A 13,722-nucleotide genomic window follows, 5' to 3' on the forward strand; every position below is an offset into this window, starting at 1 on the left:
ATGAGCGTTTGTAGTGCAAGCACTAGTTCCAAAGAACTTGGCAATCGCATATTCAAACGCCCACGCTTATCGGCTGTATATTTTTAAAGTTCCAACAGATTAAACCGAAGTCTTTTTCTGTCTAGCTCGCTACGATCAGCGAAGCCTTGAATTATAACAGGACTTTTTATCTCCTGTCAAACTGTAGGGGATTTAACATCAACCAACAATCTGAAATTCTTACCGCTACCCAACAACACAACTTCTATTTAGAAGCAACATCACCGAGCAGCGAAGCCTTGAATTATACACCGGTTTTTGCAGCACTTGCAAGAAAATTTTGAAAATCTTTGCAAACACTACTCAAACTACATAAAACCAAGTTACTACTGACAGTGATCTATCTTTAAAAAGAAGGAGCAACATCAACAGCAAGGGGCGAATTCTAGCGCCGAATTAATTCCAACATAAATAGTATGTTTTATAGCAGTTACGAGGTTTCGGGCAACAGCGCTTGTTCTAGTGCATCAACAAAGAGTGCAGGTACATCACAGCCTGTTTGCTGCTGAATTTCTTGGAAGCAGGTGGGGCTGGTGACGTTGATCTCAGTCACGCAGTCACCAATGACGTCAATGCCCGCCAGCAACAAGCCCCGGCTGTACAAAATGGGGGCCAAGGTGTTGGCGATCTCCCAATCCCGCGCAGACAGGGGCTGGGCTACGCCCTTGCCCCCAGCGGCCAGATTGCCGCGCACCTCGCCACCTTGTGGAATACGCGCCAGGCAGAAAGGTACGGGCTTGCCACCAATCACCAGCACCCGCTTATCGCCTTGGGCAATGGCGGGCAAGAACTTTTGCACCATCACAGTTTGCGCACCATCCTGGTTGAGGGTTTCGATGATGCTGCCCAGATTCATGCCGTCTGGCCCAACACGGAAGATACCCATACCACCCATGCCATCGAGGGGTTTGAGGATGATGTCTTGGTGTTCGGTGTGGAACTGGCGCACGTCATCGGCGTTACGTGTGACCAGCGTGGGGCCGATGAATTGCGGAAACTCTAGGATGGCCAGCTTTTCTGGGTGGTTACGCAGCGCTTGGGGCTTATTGAAGACACGGGCACCTTCGCGCTCGGCCTGTTCTAGCAGGTGGGTGGCGTAGAAATACTCGCTATCGAAGGGCGGGTCTTTGCGCATCAGCACGGCGTCGAAATCTGCCAAGGCAGCAGTGCGATCTTGCTGCACGCTGAACCAATCTTGTGCTTGACCGGTGAGGGTGATGTCACGCACTGGGGCTTGCACTGACTGACCACGCAACCAGCGGATGTGCCGAGGCTCGCAGGCTGCAATGTAGTGACCACGGCGCTGGGCTTCGCGCATCATGGCAAAGGTGGTGTCTTTGTAGGTGACAAAGGACTCCAGCGGATCGGCAACAAAGAGGATTTTCATCGGATGAACCTAAATAGCAATCTTGGAACCTAATTCGACCACGGCATTGCTGGGCAGGTGTAGGAAGTCGGCGGCACCACTGGCGTTGTGGTGCATCTGGGCAAACAGCTTCTCGCGCCAAGCCACCATGCCACTACCAGAGGTAGAAATGACGGTATCACGTGAGAGGAAGTAGCTGGTGGTCATGGGCTCAAGGGTGCAACCCAAGGCACCGAGTTGCTCCAAGGCCAGCGGCACGTTCGGGTTGTCCATAAACCCATAGTGGATGACCACTTGCCAACAGTTGTTGCCCAAAGCGGACATCTCGACCCGCTCTTGCGTGGCGACCCAAGGCACTTCATGGTGGCGCACGGTGACAAACAAGTTTTGCGCGTGTAGCACCTTGTTGTGTTTGAGGTTGTGCAGTAAGGCGTTGGGCACGGTGTTGGGGTCTGCGGTGAGGAAGACGGCGGTACCTGCCACCCGCACGGGAGGATTGACAAACACCGCCCCCAGAAAATCGGGCAGGGCGATGGCATCGCTTTGCATTGCTTCGTGCAACAGACGACGGCCATCTTTCCAAGTTTGCATAACGATAAAAATAGCACCGGCAATAACCAACGGGAACCAGCCACCATCGAACAGTTTGAGCAGGTTAGAAGCCCAGAAGGCAAAATCTACCGTAAAAAAGAAGGCCGTAGCTCCCACGCACAACCACAAAGGCAGGTGCCAAGCATTGCGAATGACAAAGAAGGTCAGCACGGTAGTGATGAGCATGTCGGTGGTGACAGCAATGCCATAGGCCGATGCGAGCGCGCTGGAGGATTTGAACATGCCTACGGCCAGCACAATCAGTACAAACAGGCCCCAGTTGACGAAGGGCAGGTAAATTTGCCCAGACTCCTGGACACTGGTATGCAACACGCGCAAACGGGGCAGGTAGCCCAGTTGAATCACCTGCTTGGTGACGCTAAAAGCGCCAGAGATCAAGGCCTGTGAGGCAATGACAGCAGCCATCGTGGCCAGCAGCACCAGCGGTAGCAATGCCCATTCGGGAGCCATCATGAAGAACGGATTTTTGACGGCTTCAGGCTCTTTGAGCAACAAGGCACCTTGACCAAAGTAATTGAGGGTGAGCGCAGGCATGACGATGGTGAACCAAGTCATGCGGATAGGGCGACGACCAAAGTGGCCCATATCGGCGTACAGGGCTTCGCCCCCAGTGACGCACAGCACCACAGCACCCAAGATGATGAAGGTGACACCGGGCTGCGCCCACATGAACGCAACTGCGTAGTGCGGACTGATGGCCCACAAAATACCTGGATTGCCCACGATATGGTAAATGCCCAAGGCAGAAATGACGACAAACCATGCCACCATCACGGGGCCAAAGAAGCGCCCGATGCTCGCACTGCCGCGCTTTTGCACACTGAACAGCAGCAGCAGGATGACCAAGGTCAGTGGCACAACCGCTTTTTTGAAGGTGGGAGAGATGACTTCTAGCCCTTCCATCGCCCCTAGCACGGTGATGGCCGGGGTGATGACACCATCACCATAGAACAGGCAGGTGCCAAAAATGCCTACAAGCAAGAGCACTTGGCGCAAGCGGGGCTGGTCTTTAACGGTTTGTGAGGCCAGCGCCAGCATAGCCACGAGGCCGCCCTCACCGTGGTTGTCGGCGCGCAGCACCAAACTGACGTACTTCAAGGAGACAATGACCGTGAGTGTCCAGAAGAAGATGGACAAGATGCCATGCACGTTATCGGGGGTGAAGGGGACATGGCCGGAGCCAAAAACCTCTTTGACCGAATACAGCACGCTGGTACCGATGTCGCCATAAACGACACCGATGGCACCCAGCATCAGCGCACCAAGGGAAGATTTGGAGTTTTGCACAGGAAATGGTCTCAGAGTTGCACCCATGTCGGGCATGGCTTACCCGTTGAATAAGAGTCTGCAATTGTGCGCTGGGCGGTGTGATTTGCCAGCAGAAAACCGGGCGGCGTTGTCTGCACGCCACGGCGTACTTTAGTCGTAGATTTCGGCGTTGGGGTCAGTGGCTTCTAACTCGTAGCTGGCGGCTAACATCGCCAACCGGGCCACGACACCATACATATAGAAACGATTGGGCGCACTGGCTCCGGGGCGAGCGCCGGGCTGAGGCAGTTGCGTGCTGTGATGAAACGCCAAGGGCACAAAATCAGCGCCGGGGGCATTGAGGTTTTCATCGCTGGCACGATCGGCATGGATGCGGTAGAAGCCCCCGACAACATAACGGTCGACCATATAGACCACCGGCTCGGCCACCGCCTCATGGACGCGCTCTTGGGTGAGCACGCCTTCCTGAATCAGTGCGTTATGCACCGTTTGACCATCTTTGCTGATCGTCATGGAAGCCAGCGTTTTTGGCTCTAGGGCGACTAGCTCTTTGGCATCGCGCACAGTGATGACGCCTAGGCCGTGGCTGCCGTTGTCGGCCTTGACCACGACAAAAGGCTTTTCGTGGATGCCGTACTCTTTGTACTTGCGCCGGATTTTGCCCAGCAGGGTATCAACTTGGGTTTGTAGAGACTCCATGCCAGCGCTGGTGGCAAAGTTGACATCACCGCATTGACCAAACAACGGATTGATAAGCCAATGATCGATTCCGAGCAACTTGCCAAAGCGTTTGGTGACTTCTTCGTAGCTGCGAAAGTATTTACTTTTGCGCCGCGTACACCAGCCAGCGTGCAGGGGGGGCAACAAATGTTGGCCGTACAGGTCTTCAAGGATACCCGGTACACCAGCAGAAAGATCGTTGTTAAGCAAGATGGTGCACGGATCGAAATTTTTCAGCCCAATGCGGCCACGATCACGCAATACCGGCTCTAGGGTGATGGACTCGCCGTGGGGCAAATCGAGCACCAAAGGCTGGTTGACGTCGGGGCTGATAGAGCCGATACGCACATTGAGCCCAGCCATATTGAAGATGCGCCGCAATTGGGCCAGACTGCTGAGGTAACCACTGTGGCGCGTGTGGTTCTCAGGAATGATGAGCAGGTTGCGTGCTTCGGGGCAGATTTTTTCAATCGCGGCCATGGCCGCCTGCACGGCCAACGGCAGCATTTCGGGGGTGAGGTGGTTCCACCCAGCCGGAAACAAGTTGGTATCGACGGGTGCCAGCTTGAACCCGGCATTACGGATATCGACCGAGGTGTAAAAGGGTGGAGTGTGCTCCATCCACTCTAGGCGGAACCAGCGCTCAGTGGCAGGCATCGAATCAATGATGCGCTGTTCGAGTTCGTTGATAGGCCCGGTGAGGGCAGTAATGAGGTGCGGAACCATAGGTTGCCCTTGTAAGACAGTTGCGCACCATTGTAGGGAGTTGGCTGCCGCTTTAGCTGCGCACTTCGCCCTCGCCCAGCACAATGTACTTGAGCGAGGTCAGGCCCTCGATGCCCACCGGGCCACGGGCGTGGAATTTGTCGGTGCTGATGCCAATTTCAGCGCCCAGCCCATATTCAAAACCATCGGCAAAGCGGGTGCTGGCGTTGACCATGACACTGCTGGAATCGACCTCGCGCAGGAAGCGCTGGGCGTGGACATGGTTAGTGGTGAGGATGGCCTCGGTGTGGTGGCTGGAATACTGGTTGATATGGGCAATGGCCTCATCGACGCCTGCCACCACCTTGATGCTGATGATAGGGCCTAAGTATTCTTCGCTCCAGTCTTGCTCGGTGGCGGGGAGCAACTGGGCACCCTCTACGCCGCGCAACAGCGCCAAAGATTCGGGGCAGCCCCGCATTTCCACCCCTTTGGAAGCAAACACGACACCAATCTGCGGCAGAAACTGCGCTGCCACACTGCGCGCCACCAACAGACTCTCCGTGGCATTGCAGGGGCTGTATTTTTGCGTTTTGGCGTTCTCAACCACGCGCAGGGCCATCGCCAAGTCGGCGCTGTCATCGACATAGGTGTGGCAATTGCCATCCAAGTGCTTAATTACGGGCACCTTGGCATCGCGGCTGATGCGTTCAATCAAGCCTTTGCCGCCGCGTGGGATGATGACATCGACATACTGCGGCATGGTGATGAGTTGGCCTACGGCCTCGCGATCCGTGGTGTGCACCAATTGCACGGCATATTCGGGCAAACCGGCCTCTTGCAGGGCCTGCACCACCAAACGGGCCAACGCCTTGTTGGAGTCAATGGCCTCGGAGCCACCGCGCAAGATGCAGGCGTTGCCGCTCTTGATGCTCAGGCTGGCAGCCTCAATGGTGACGTTGGGGCGGCTCTCGTAAATCATGCCGAACACGCCAATCGGCACGCGCATTTGGCCGACACGGATGCCGCTGGGCTGCTGTTTCATGCCCAGAATTTCACCAATCACGTCGGGCATAGCGGCCAATTGCTCGCAGCCTTGGGCACAGGTTTCTAGCACCTTGGGCGTCAGCTTGAGGCGATCGACCATCGGCTCGGCCAACCCGGCAGCGCGGGCACGCTCCAGATCGCGGGCGTTGTCGGTCTGCAAGGCGTCGGTCTGCTCGCGCAGCAGGCGTGCCAGCACCAACAATGCCTTATTTTTAACGGCGGCAGGGGCCTTAGCCATCAGTGCCGAGGCGGTTTTGGCTTGCAGACCGAGGGTCTGCATGATTTCAGTGACAGAAAGGGCGTTCATGGACACAGATTCTGGCAGAACCACGCCCACCGTGGGCGTCAACGTGCTGCCAGCGCCAACTTGCCCAACTGCAAGGCCAGCCGCTGCAAAGCCTGCCAAGGCGCTTGCGGCCAATCGGGTACCGGCAGGCCCTTGACGATGCCATCGACCTTGTGCGCCGACTGCAACAGCCGCGCCAGTGCAGCATCGGTGGCACGGGGCAAAATGCGTTCAAACAGGCGCTCTTTCGCGCCCCAAATACGGTTTTCGCGCAGGGCCACGGGCAAGGGTTTGCCCGCTTGGGTGGCATCTTTGATGCGCTTGAGCGCACGAATATCCTCGGCCAGCGCCCAATGCACCAGCACCGCCGCCTCGCCCTCGGCTTCTAGGCCATCGAGCATGCGCTGCACGCGCAGCAATTGGCCCGACAGCACTGCCTCTGACAGCTTGAAGACATCGTAGCGGGCCACATTGAGCACCGCTGCCTCCACCTGCTCCCAATGCAGCTCTCCTAGGGGATAAAGGAGGGCAAGTTTTTGGATTTCTTGGTGCGCGGCCAGCAAATTGCCCTCCACCCGATCCGCAAAGAAAGATAAGGTGCGCTGGCCTTCCTCACCAGCCACTACCTGCTGGCCTTGGGCAGCCAAGCGCTGGGCAATCCATTGCGGCAGGGCGGCACGCTCTACCGGGTCAATCTGCACCGTAACGCCGTGGCTCTCTAGCGCGGCAAACCAAGCGCCGGTTTTGGTGGCTTTGTCTAGCCGGGGTAGCAAAACGAGCGTGAGGGTGCTCTCGTTGCCAGAGGCGACCTCGGCCAACTGTTGCAGAGCCACACTGCCTTCTTTGCCGGGTTTGCCCGAAGGGATGCGAATTTCGATGATTTGCTTGTCGGCAAACAGACTCAGGCTACCACCTGCCGCCAGCACCGCGCTCCAATCAAAATGGGCACCGGCGACAGTAAAGGTGCTGCGCTCGGTATAGCCCTGCACCCGCGCCGCTGCCCGGATGGCATCGGCGGCTTCTTGCTGGAGCAAAGGCTCGTCGCCATGCAGGGTGTAAAGCGAGCGCAAGCCTTTGTGCAGCTGGGCGGCCAGTTGGTTCGGGGCAAGGTGCATGACGCTGTGGCGTGTTACGGCAAGCGCACTGCGGCCAAGCGGCGCAGCAATTGCTGCACCAGATCGGTCTGCATATTGCGGTACAGCAGGGCCTCTTCGGCCTCTTTGGCCAAAGCGATGGTTTCGCTGTAGCTGATGTCGCGCGTTTGTAGCAGCTCGGTCGGCTCTAGCAGCTCCTCGCCTTTTTGCGTGCGCAGGCGGAACTTGATGCGCAAGCGCAATTGCAGCTCGCGCACTTGGCCCGAAGCATTCAGGCCGACCACACTGCGCTCGTTTTGCTCCTGCAACAGCTCAAAGACCACTTGGGCTTGGGGCAGTTGGGCTGGTTCGCGCCAGACTTGCAAAGCGGTGGTAGAACCCTCTAGGGTGCGCTGCAACTCCCGCGCCAGCGGCGACGTGGTGGGCGCAGCGATATACATGGACTGAAAAGCAAACTGCGGCACGCCCCGCAGCCGAAAGCCACAGGCCGATAGCGCCAGCGAAGCGGGCAGCAGGGCCAGCCAAGCCCGCCGAGACCAGTGGCCCGCAACGGCAGGAGCAGGGTGCGCCATGCTTTAAACCACCACGTTGACCAAACGGCCCGGCACCACAATCACCTTCTTGGCGGCAGCACCATTGGCCTGCTTGAGAAAGGCTTCGTGGGCCAGTGCCGCCGCTTCAATCTGTGCCTTGTCGGCCTGGGCAGGCACCAGAATAGAGCCGCGCAGCTTGCCATTGATTTGCAGCATCAGCTCAATTTCGTCTTGCACCAGCGCCTGCGCATCCACCTGCGGCCAAGGCGCATCAAGCAAATCGCCCAAGTGGGCGGCATAACCCAGTTGCGACCACAGCGCATGACTGATGTGCGGTGTGGCTGGATACAGGCAGCGCAGCAAGATACCAAAGCCTTCGATCAGCGCGACTTGGGCACCGGGGCAATCCATTGCCTTGAAGTCTTCCAGCGCGTTAATCATCTTCATGGTGCCAGAGACCACGGTGTTGTACTGCATGCGCTGGTAGTCGTAATCTACCTGCTTGAGCACGGTGTGGATTTCTAAGCGCAGCGCCTTGGCTTCTTTGCCAAACTCCACATCTTTCAGGCTGGTAGCCCCCACCACGCTGGCATCGGCTGCAACCTTGTCTAAGGTGGACAGCTTGACGCCAAAGTTCCAGACACGGCGCAAGAAGCGGTAGCTGCCTTCGACGGCGGCGTCGTTCCACTCTAGCGTAGCCTCGGGCGGTGCCGTGAACATGGTGTACAGGCGTGCGGTGTCAGCGCCGTATTTTTCGATCAGCTCTTGCGGATCAATGCCGTTGTTTTTGGACTTGGACATGGTGCCCACGCCCTCGTAGTCAATCGGCGTGCCCACGGGCAAATCACCCACAGCGTTTTTGAGCTTGGCCCCTACCACCTTGCCCGCATCATCAAGGATATGCTCTACATCGTGCGGCCAGAAATACTCTTTGGCGCCCTTGTCAGTGCGGCGGCTGTAGATGTGGTTGAGCACCATGCCTTGGGTGAGCAGCTTAGTGAAAGGCTCATCGACCTTGACCAGACCCAAATCACGCATTACCTTCGTCCAGAAACGGGCGTACAACAGGTGCAGGATGGCGTGTTCAATACCACCGATGTACTGGTCCATCGGCATCCAGTAGTCTGCGCCTTCAGCGACCATTTTTTCGCTGTTTTTGGGATCGCAATAGCGCATGAAGTACCACGAGCTATCGACAAAGGTGTCCATGGTGTCGGTTTCGCGGCGGGCAGGTTGGCCGCACACCGGGCAGGTCACACCGGCATGGAAACCTTCGTGCTTGTGCAGCGGATTGCCCGAGCCATCGGGGATGCAATCTTGCGGCAACACCACTGGCAGGTCTTTTTCTGGCACCGGCACGGCACCATGCTCGGCACAGTGGATGATGGGGATAGGTGTACCCCAGTAACGCTGGCGGCTCACGCCCCAGTCGCGCAGACGCCAAGTGGTTTTTTTCTCGCCCAAGCCCAGTTTGTCGAGTGCATGGGCTACTGCGTTCACTGCTTCTTTGTAAGACAGGCCGCTGAAGCTATCGGAGTTGACGGTAACGCCATGCTCCTTATCGCCATACCAATCTTGCCAACGTTCAAAATCGAAATCGGCTTCGCCATCCACCTGCACTACTTGCAAAATTTCTAGCTGGTACTTCAGGGCAAAGGCAAAGTCGCGCTCGTCGTGGGCTGGGACGCCCATCACGGCACCATCGCCATAACCCATCAGCACATAGTTGCCTACCCACACGGGCACAGGCTCTTCGGTCAGGGGGTGGATCACGGTCAACCCGGTAGCCATGCCCTTTTTTTCTTGCGTGGCCAGTTCGGCCTCGGTGGTACCGCCGTGCTTGCATTCTTCGATAAAGGCAGCCAACGCGGGGTTGCCTTGGGCTGCGTGGGCAGCCAGCGGGTGCTCAGGGGCCACGGCGCAGAAAGTGACGCCCATGATGGTGTCGGCGCGGGTGGTAAACACATAGAGTTTGCCATCGCCAATCAACGCGCCATCGTTGCCTCGGATGTCGTGCGGGAAAGCAAAGCGCACGCCTTCGGACTTGCCGATCCAGTTTTCTTGCATCAGCTTGACGCGCTCAGGCCAGCCGGGGAGCTTGTCGCCGGTGACGAAATCGAGCAATTCTGGGGCGTAGTCGGTGATCTTGAGGTAGTAGCCCGGAATCTCGCGCTTTTCTACCAGTGCGCCGGTGCGCCAACCCCGGCCATCAATCACTTGCTCATTGGCCAGCACGGTTTGATCGACTGGATCCCAGTTGACCACCTGGGTCTTGCGGTAGGCAATGCCTTTTTCGAGCATCTTCAGGAACAGCCATTGGTTCCAGCGGTAATAGTCGGGATCGCAGGTGGCTACTTCACGGCTCCAGTCGATAGCCAGCCCCATCGCCTGCATCTGCTTTTTCATGTAAGCAATGTTGTCGTACGTCCATTGCGCTGGGGGCACGCCGTTTTTCAGGGCTGCATTCTCGGCAGGCAGGCCAAAGGCATCCCAGCCCATCGGCATGAGTACGTTGTAGCCGCTCATGCGCAACTGGCGCGTGAGCATGTCGTTAATGGTGTAGTTGCGCACATGGCCCATGTGCAGCTTGCCGCTGGGGTAGGGCAGCATGGAGCAAGCGTAGAACTTCTTTTTGTTCTGATCTTCGGTGACGCGATAAGCATCGTGGGCCGTCCAATGGGCCTGCGCAGCGCTTTCGACCTCAGTGTGTTGGTATTTGTCTTGCATGGGGAGGAGAAATCAGGGAAAACCGTTGGATGCAGCGGCTGGGCGCTGCGCTGGCAGGGATTTTAGGCGCTGGCATGGCAGCGCCCAAGATTTCAGGGCTGTGCAGACTGCGCGGCAGGCTCGGCCACAAAACCAATGCGCCGCAGGCCCGCTTGGTGGGCCTGCCCCATGACCTCCACCACGCGGCCATAGGGCACGGCGGTATCAGCACGCAATTGCACTTCGGTATCGGGCTGCGTTGCCGCGATGGTGCGCAACTTTTCAGCCAAGGCGGCCGCTGCCAAGGGCTGCTCGTCCACAAACACTTGGCCGGCCTTGTTCAGCACGACCGTCACCGACTGGGGGGTAGCTGCTGGAGTAGCCCCCTCAGTGCGGGGCAAATCGAGCCGGATACTGCTAGCCAACAAGGGCGCAGTGAGAATGAAAATAACCACCAGCACCAGCATGACATCGATCAGCGGCGTCATGTTGATGTCGCTGATCGGCTGGGGTGCGCTATGGCGATCAATGCGACCAAAGGCCATGATGGGATGCTCCTAGGGGCAAGCTCACTGGGACGCTGGGGTAGGCGCAGGTGCAACAGGCACTGGTGCCGGTGCCGACCTGGGCATGAATGCTGGTTTCGTGGTGGGTTTGACTGGGGTGGTTGGAGAGGCATCGACCACCAACTCGCGCAGGTCGCGGGCAAAGCCTTCTAAGTCGGCTTCGATGCGCCCCAGCAGACGGCCGAAGATGTTGTAGGCCAATACAGCTGGAATGGCCACTGCCAGCCCGGCAGCCGTCATGACCAGCGCTTCACCCACGGGGCCAGCCACCCGGTCAATGCTGATTTGGCCTGCACTGGCAATGGCCGTGAGTGCATGGTAAATGCCCCAGACCGTGCCTAATAAACCAACAAACGGCGCTGTAGAACCAATAGTGGCCAGCAATACTTGGCCCCATTGCAATTTGCCCAACACCCGGTGCAGGGCATCGCGCAGCACACGGGTGAGCTGCTGACTGGCACTGCCTGCTTGGGCCAAGGTAATACTGCCATCGGGCGGCTGGGCCAAGGCATCAGCAGCTTCTACCAAAGGCAATACCAAGGCTTCACGGTCTAGGGTGGCAATCTGCTGGCGGGCCACTGGCCAACTAGGGGCCTGCCAGAAGGCGGCCACACCGCGTGCCACATCCCGCTGCGCACGCTGCATCAGCCAACTTTTCCAAACAATCACCACCCAACTGGCCACCGACATGGCCAGAAGCACCACTGCCGTCGCTTGGGTAACGGCATCGCCTTGGTGTAACCAGTACAGCGCATCCATGGGCAACAGGCGCTTAGTTCAGGCCAAGCACGTCGAACATATCGAACAAGCCACGCTGCTGGTCTTGCAAGAAACGTACGGCGCGCAAGCTGCCTTGGGCATAGGTGGTACGGCTAGACGACTTGTGCGTGATCTCAATGCGCTCGCCGGTACCGGCAAACAGCACCGTGTGGTCGCCCACAATGTCGCCGCCACGGATAGTGGCAAAACCAATGCTGGAGGGATCGCGCTCGCCAGTCACGCCTTCGCGGGCATAAACGGCGCAGTCTTTGAGGTCACGACCTATGGCTTTAGCCACCACCTCGCCCATTTTGAGGGCTGTGCCCGACGGGGCATCCACCTTGTGACGGTGATGGGCCTCAATGATTTCGATGTCGTAACCGGTGGCTAGCGCCTTGGCGGCCATTTCTAGCAGCTTGAGCGTGACATTGACACCCACGCTCATGTTGGGTGCCAACATGATGGCGGTCTGCTCAGACAGAGCAGCGATTTCGGCCTTTTGCTCTTCAGTAAAGCCAGTGGTGCCCACTACGGCTTTCACGCCCAACTCAGCACAAACGCGCAAATGGGCCAAAGTGCCCTCAGGACGGGTAAAGTCGATCAGAGCATCAGCATTTTGCAGCCCGGCGCGGATATCGGCAGTGATCGGCACACCACTGGCATGGCCGAGAAAGGCCGTGGCATCTGAGCCGACGCTGGGGCTGGCGGCAATATCGAGTGCGCCAGTGAGCACACAGTCATCGCTGGCGCTGATAGCTTCAATCAGCATACGGCCCATGCGGCCACTGGCACCAGCAACGGCCACGCGAAAAGTAGCGGAACGAGGGGAAAGAGAGGTAGTCATTGTTCTGGATTACGGGAAAAACACAGCAGGCAATAGCACAACGGGCAATGGTGCCGAAACAAAGCCAACGCTTTAGCGCTCAGGCGACTCCAACGGCGGATAGCTGGTGCTTACAGGTGCAGGAGAAGGCGGCGACATTGACGCAGTGTCTTTGGTGTGGGCGGGGTAGCGTGCCAACTGCGCTGGCGTAGCCTCTAGCACTGGCACCTCACGGGCTTTTTTACGACTGCCCAAAGTAGCCACAAATTCGCTCTCGGAGGGCATCTCATCGCCCTCAAAACGCAGCAGGCTATCGTCTTTAAAAAATACCGTGAGCTTGCGTGTTTGCGCCTCCACACCGGGGCGGCGCAGGGTAAAAACGTAATCCCAGCGGTCGGCATGGAACAAGCTGGTCACCAGCGGTGTGCCCAGAATATCACGCACCTGCTGGCGGCCCATACCCGCTTGCAATGCCTGCACCTGCTCACGCGAGACAAAGTTGCCCTGCACCACATCGATTCGATAGGGCGTCACCACGCCAGAAAGGCGCTCTTTGGTGCCATCAAAGCTGCCACAGGCGGCCAAGCTGGCCCCGCACAACAGGATAAGCCCCAAACGGGCACTGCAATGGACTTGGGTGGGCATGGACAAAAGCATAGGGCTATGATGGATCAAGATTCATTGTAGCGGTGGCCCATAGGCTTCTAGCATTCTTAGCCGCCGAAAAACCTCTCCCCACTCTGCCTTGTGATGACAAATATCGACGAACTCAAAAGCACCGGACTCAAAGCCACTTTGCCCCGCCTGAAAATTTTAGAAATTTTCCAAAAGGGTACGCAGCGCCACATGACCGCAGAAGACGTGTTTCGGGTGCTGTTAGAAGAGCGCTCGGACGTAGGGCTGGCTACCGTGTACCGCGTGCTGACGCAGTTTGAACAGGCTGGGCTGCTGATGCGCAGCAACTTTGAAAGTGGCAAGGCGGTGTATGAGCTAGACCAAGGCCAACACCACGACCATTTTGTTTGCACCCAATGCGGCAAAGTAGAAGAGTTTTATGACGCCGAAATTGAAAGGCGCCAACACGCCGTAGCCAAAAGCAAAGGCTGGGTGGTGCATGACCACGCAATGGCCTTGTATGGTGAATGCGCCCAATGCGGGGCGCAGCGGGCCGCCTGTGAGCAATGCGAGCAGTGCTAG

Annotated in this window: 12 protein-coding genes; 1 reads left to right on the forward strand and 11 read right to left on the reverse strand. The window is 57.7% G+C overall.

Annotation, left to right across the window (positions count from 1 at the left end; genetic code table 11):
- Positions 1-469 precede the first annotated feature (469 nt).
- The 11 genes from gshB to BMX55_RS09155 form a co-directional block, all read right to left on the reverse strand.
- Entirely contained in the window at positions 470-1,426 is a 957-nt protein-coding gene (gene gshB, locus BMX55_RS09105; protein ID WP_091456322.1) for a glutathione synthase, read from the reverse strand.
- 9 nt (positions 1,427-1,435) lie between these two features.
- Positions 1,436-3,304 carry a potassium transporter Kup gene (locus BMX55_RS09110; protein WP_091456324.1) on the reverse strand — a complete coding sequence of 623 codons (1,869 nt, stop codon included), beginning with the start codon at positions 3,302-3,304 and terminating at the stop codon, positions 1,436-1,438.
- Positions 3,305-3,436: 132 nt separating this feature from the next.
- A complete protein-coding gene (gshA, locus tag BMX55_RS09115; RefSeq protein WP_091456326.1) occupies positions 3,437-4,732 on the reverse strand; it encodes a glutamate--cysteine ligase in 1,296 nt (431 codons plus the stop codon).
- 52 nt (positions 4,733-4,784) lie between these two features.
- The gene (locus BMX55_RS09120) at positions 4,785-6,065 is read right to left on the reverse strand and encodes a glutamate-5-semialdehyde dehydrogenase (RefSeq protein ID WP_091456761.1); all 1,281 of its coding nucleotides are present in this window, start codon (positions 6,063-6,065) and stop codon (positions 4,785-4,787) included.
- Positions 6,066-6,103: 38 nt separating this feature from the next.
- Positions 6,104-7,159: a DNA polymerase III subunit delta gene (holA, locus tag BMX55_RS09125; protein WP_091456329.1), complete on the reverse strand. Its 1,056-nt coding sequence runs from the start codon at positions 7,157-7,159 to the stop codon at positions 6,104-6,106.
- Positions 7,160-7,173: 14 nt separating this feature from the next.
- Positions 7,174-7,710 carry an LPS-assembly lipoprotein LptE gene (locus BMX55_RS09130; RefSeq protein WP_091456333.1) on the reverse strand — a complete coding sequence of 179 codons (537 nt, stop codon included), beginning with the start codon at positions 7,708-7,710 and terminating at the stop codon, positions 7,174-7,176.
- Positions 7,711-7,713: 3 nt separating this feature from the next.
- Entirely contained in the window at positions 7,714-10,398 is a 2,685-nt protein-coding gene (gene leuS, locus BMX55_RS09135) for a leucine--tRNA ligase (protein WP_091456335.1), read from the reverse strand.
- Positions 10,399-10,490: 92 nt separating this feature from the next.
- Positions 10,491-10,922: an ExbD/TolR family protein gene (locus tag BMX55_RS09140; RefSeq protein ID WP_091456338.1), complete on the reverse strand. Its 432-nt coding sequence runs from the start codon at positions 10,920-10,922 to the stop codon at positions 10,491-10,493.
- Positions 10,923-10,946: 24 nt separating this feature from the next.
- Positions 10,947-11,702, reverse strand: a complete 756-nt coding sequence (locus BMX55_RS09145) for a MotA/TolQ/ExbB proton channel family protein (protein WP_091456341.1) — start codon at positions 11,700-11,702, stop codon at positions 10,947-10,949.
- Between the two features lie 13 nt (positions 11,703-11,715).
- Positions 11,716-12,546, reverse strand: coding sequence for a 4-hydroxy-tetrahydrodipicolinate reductase (gene dapB, locus BMX55_RS09150; RefSeq protein ID WP_091456345.1), 831 nt, complete (start codon positions 12,544-12,546; stop codon positions 11,716-11,718).
- A 72-nt stretch (positions 12,547-12,618) separates the two neighbouring features.
- A complete protein-coding gene (locus BMX55_RS09155; protein WP_091456348.1) occupies positions 12,619-13,170 on the reverse strand; it encodes an outer membrane protein assembly factor BamE in 552 nt (183 codons plus the stop codon).
- A gap of 105 nt (positions 13,171-13,275) precedes the next feature.
- Here BMX55_RS09155 and fur point away from each other — a divergent pair, with 105 nt between their 5' ends.
- Positions 13,276-13,722, forward strand: coding sequence for a ferric iron uptake transcriptional regulator (gene fur, locus BMX55_RS09160; RefSeq protein WP_091456351.1), 447 nt, complete (start codon positions 13,276-13,278; stop codon positions 13,720-13,722).

The organism is Giesbergeria anulus (assembly GCF_900111115.1).
GTDB lineage: Bacteria > Pseudomonadota > Gammaproteobacteria > Burkholderiales > Burkholderiaceae_C > Simplicispira > Simplicispira anulus.

Coding starts and splice junctions, on each gene's coding strand:
- gshB (WP_091456322.1), bottom strand. CDS start 1,426: ATGAAAATCCTCTTTGTTGCCGATCCGCTGGAGTCCTTTGTCACCTAC.
- gshA (WP_091456326.1), bottom strand. CDS start 4,732: ATGGTTCCGCACCTCATTACTGCCCTCACCGGGCCTATCAACGAACTC.
- BMX55_RS09120 (WP_091456761.1), bottom strand. CDS start 6,065: ATGAACGCCCTTTCTGTCACTGAAATCATGCAGACCCTCGGTCTGCAA.
- holA (WP_091456329.1), bottom strand. CDS start 7,159: ATGCACCTTGCCCCGAACCAACTGGCCGCCCAGCTGCACAAAGGCTTG.
- BMX55_RS09130 (WP_091456333.1), bottom strand. CDS start 7,710: ATGGCGCACCCTGCTCCTGCCGTTGCGGGCCACTGGTCTCGGCGGGCT.
- leuS (WP_091456335.1), bottom strand. CDS start 10,398: ATGCAAGACAAATACCAACACACTGAGGTCGAAAGCGCTGCGCAGGCC.
- BMX55_RS09140 (WP_091456338.1), bottom strand. CDS start 10,922: ATGGCCTTTGGTCGCATTGATCGCCATAGCGCACCCCAGCCGATCAGC.
- BMX55_RS09145 (WP_091456341.1), bottom strand. CDS start 11,702: ATGGATGCGCTGTACTGGTTACACCAAGGCGATGCCGTTACCCAAGCG.
- dapB (WP_091456345.1), bottom strand. CDS start 12,546: ATGACTACCTCTCTTTCCCCTCGTTCCGCTACTTTTCGCGTGGCCGTT.
- BMX55_RS09155 (WP_091456348.1), bottom strand. CDS start 13,170: ATGCCCACCCAAGTCCATTGCAGTGCCCGTTTGGGGCTTATCCTGTTG.
- fur (WP_091456351.1), top strand. CDS start 13,276: ATGACAAATATCGACGAACTCAAAAGCACCGGACTCAAAGCCACTTTG.